Raw genomic sequence first — 3137 nt, 5'->3', positions numbered from 1 at the left:
CGACCACCAAGACCCGGATAACTCCGAACAGCCCACAACACATAATCCACAGCACTGCCATGCTCCACCACCACACCCTTAGGACGCCCCGTCGAACCAGACGTATAAATCACATACGCCGGACAACCAGCGTCCAAAACGCCCAGACGCTCCCCACCCACAAGGTCCGCACCCGAGAACCCAGCCAACTCGACATCATCCAAAACCAACGGTGCAGGCCCAACCACACCCTTAGCCGACAACTCCGCCGACGAATCTGAATCAGTCAACAGACACACCGGCGCGGCATCAGCCAACATAAAAGCGATGCGATCCGCCGGATACTCCACATCCACCGGCACATACGCCGCACCAGACTTCAACACCGCCAACAACGCCACAACCAAATCCACCGACCGCGGCAACGCCACCGCCACCAGCGACTCCGGACCAGCACCCCGCGCCACAAGCGCCCGCGCCAGACGATTCGCCCGGGCATTCAAATCCGCATACGAAACCCGCTCGTCCCCCCACAGCACCGCCACCGCATCCGGCGAACGCCGCGCCTGCTCCTCAACCAAACCCACCAGGGTCGTGTCAGGAACCTGATGAGCAGTATCGTTGTTGCCGAAAAGCAGCTGCCGACGCTCTGCCTCATCCAGCAACTCGGCCTGACCCAGGCGCTGATCCGGCTGAGCAGCCACCTCCCGTACCAGTCGACGCAGCCACCTCAGCATCCGCTCCACGGTGTCGGCATCGAACAGGTCCGTGGCGAACTCCAGCGTCCCGACGATGCCATCCGGCTCCCCGCCGGCGGTGAACGTCTCGGACAGGTCGAGGACAAGATCGAACTTCGCCGCGTCGGTCTGCGCGGGCGCCACCTCGACCTGCATGCCCGGCATGGCCAGGTCCGCGGCCGGGGCGTTCTGGAAGGACAGCATCACCTGGAACAGCGGATGCCGCGCCATCGAACGCGCTGGGTTCAGCACCTCGACCAGGCGCTCGAAGGGCACATCCTGATGCCCGAAGGCCGACAGATCGGAATCACGGACACGATCAACGAGCTCTGCGAACGTCGGATCCCCAGACACATCAGTCCGCAAAACCAGCGTGTTCACGAAGAACCCGACCAGATCATCCAGCGCCTCATCCAGGCGGCCGGCGACGGCAGTCCCGATGGGAATGTCAGTACCCGCACCCATCCGCGACAGCCATGCTGCCATCGCAGCCTGCACCACCATGAACAGACTGGCGCCTTGCCGCTGGGCCAGCTGCACCAGAGCACGATGCACATCGGCATCCCACCGCACCGCAACACGATCACCGCTGTGCGAGGCAACGGCCGGGCGGGAACGATCGAACGGCAACTCCAGCTGATCCGGTACACCGGACAGCGCCCCCCGCCAGAAGGCAACCTGCTCGGCGAAGACGCTCTCAGGGTCGTCTTCGTCGCCGAGCAGTTCCCGCTGCCACAGGGTGTAGTCCGCGTACTGCACCGGCAACGGCTCCCAAGCCGGCGCCGTGCCCTGTAGCCGGGCCGCGTAAGCGACCGCCAGATCGCGGGCCAGCGGGCCGAGCGACCAGCCGTCACCGGCGATGTGATGCACCACCGCCACCAACACGAACTCCTGCGGAGTGACTTCCAGCAGACAAGCCCGAACCGGGATATCGGACTCCAGTTCGAATACGGTGCCCACCACGGCCGCGATGTCAGCGTCCAGCGTCTCCGGCGAGGAGTTTCGCAGCACCAGGTCGGCGGCCGTGCCCAACTCCCCGACCGGCAGCACGCTCTGGAACGGCTGACCCTTCACCTGCGGGAAGATCGTCCGCAGACTCTCATGCCGGTCCAGCACGTCCAGCAACGCGGCCTGAAGCGCCGACGGGTTCAGGTCACCGGAGAGGCGCACCACCAACGGGAGGTTGTACGTCGCGGACGGACCCTCCAGACGACTCAGGAACCACAACCGACGCTGCGCGTACGAAACCGGGATCACAGAAAACTCCCCATCCAGGAAAACGGCCCTTCAGGACCGGTACCAGCCGACGTTCCCCGCCACCCCGAACCTGGGGGCGGCCCCACACCGCTCATATCCAGCCGACTGCCCTCCAGGGCGGGGCCGGTCATGACGGCTCCTCGTATTTGGACCGGTCCATCGGCCGCAACGACGGCCGGGCCCGCTTCGCCGGCTGGAGGGACCCGACGATCCCGGCGACCGTCGGTGCCTCGAACAGGATCCGCAGATCCAGTTCGACACCCATGGCCGAGCGCACGCGGCTGACCAGACGCGTGGCGAGTAGTGAGTGGCCGCCGCGGACGAAGAAGTGATCGTCGATGGACACTGATTCCACGCCCAGGACCTCCGCGAACAGGTCACACAACTGCTGCTCTTGGGCGTTGCGGGGCGCGCGGCCGCCCGGAACCGCCAGGAATTCGGGGGCGGGGAGGGCGCGGCGGTTCAGCTTGCCGTTCGGGGTCAGCGGCAGCGCATCCAGCACCACGAACGCCGACGGGACCATGTACTCCGGCAGCGACAACGCGACATGATCGCGCAGCACCGACATGTCGATCTCGCCAGCGTCAGGCGTGGGCACGACATAGGCCACCAGGCGCTTGTCCCCAGGCCGATCCTCCCGCACCAACACCGCGGACCCGGCCATCAGCCCATGCCCGGCCAGAACAGCCTCGATCTCACCCAACTCGATCCGGAAACCACGCAACTTCACCTGATCATCGACACGGCCCAAAAACTCCAGCACCCCGTCGACGGTCCAACGCGCCAAATCACCGGTGCGATACATCCGCGACCCCGCCGGACCGAACGGATCCGCAACAAACCGCTCCGACGTCAAACCCGTACGACCCAGATAGCCCCGAGCCAAACCAGCACCAGCGATGTAGAGCTCGCCGACGACACCAGCCGGGACCGGTCGCAACTCAGCGTCCAGGACGAATACCCGGGTGTTCGCGATCGGCCGGCCGATCGGCACCACCGACCCGACCCCGGCATCCAGCCCAGCCGCCGTCGACCAAATCGTCGACTCCGTCGGGCCATACAAATTCGTCACCGACCCCGCCACACCCACCAAATCACGCGCCAAATCAACAGCCAACGCCTCACCACCAACCAAAACCCTCACACCCGCCAAATCCCCAGCCA

General features: G+C 65.5%; 3 pseudogenes. All 3 read right to left on the bottom strand.

The features are described from left to right. Positions 1–494: pseudogene (locus IZR01_RS54865) on the bottom strand (AMP-binding protein); the annotation flags it as partial. Between the two features lie 177 nt (positions 495–671). Then, a pseudogene (locus IZR01_RS48750) lies at positions 672–1970 on the bottom strand (condensation domain-containing protein); the annotation flags it as partial. Between the two features lie 154 nt (positions 1971–2124). Further along, a pseudogene (locus tag IZR01_RS53935) lies at positions 2125–3137 on the bottom strand (AMP-binding protein); the annotation flags it as partial.

The organism is Catenulispora pinisilvae, from assembly GCF_015356865.1.
Classification (GTDB): Bacteria; Actinomycetota; Actinomycetes; order Streptomycetales; family Catenulisporaceae; genus Catenulispora; species Catenulispora pinisilvae.
The sequence above is the reverse complement of the archived record's forward strand: the minus strand, read 5'-3'. Positions and strand labels throughout refer to the sequence as shown.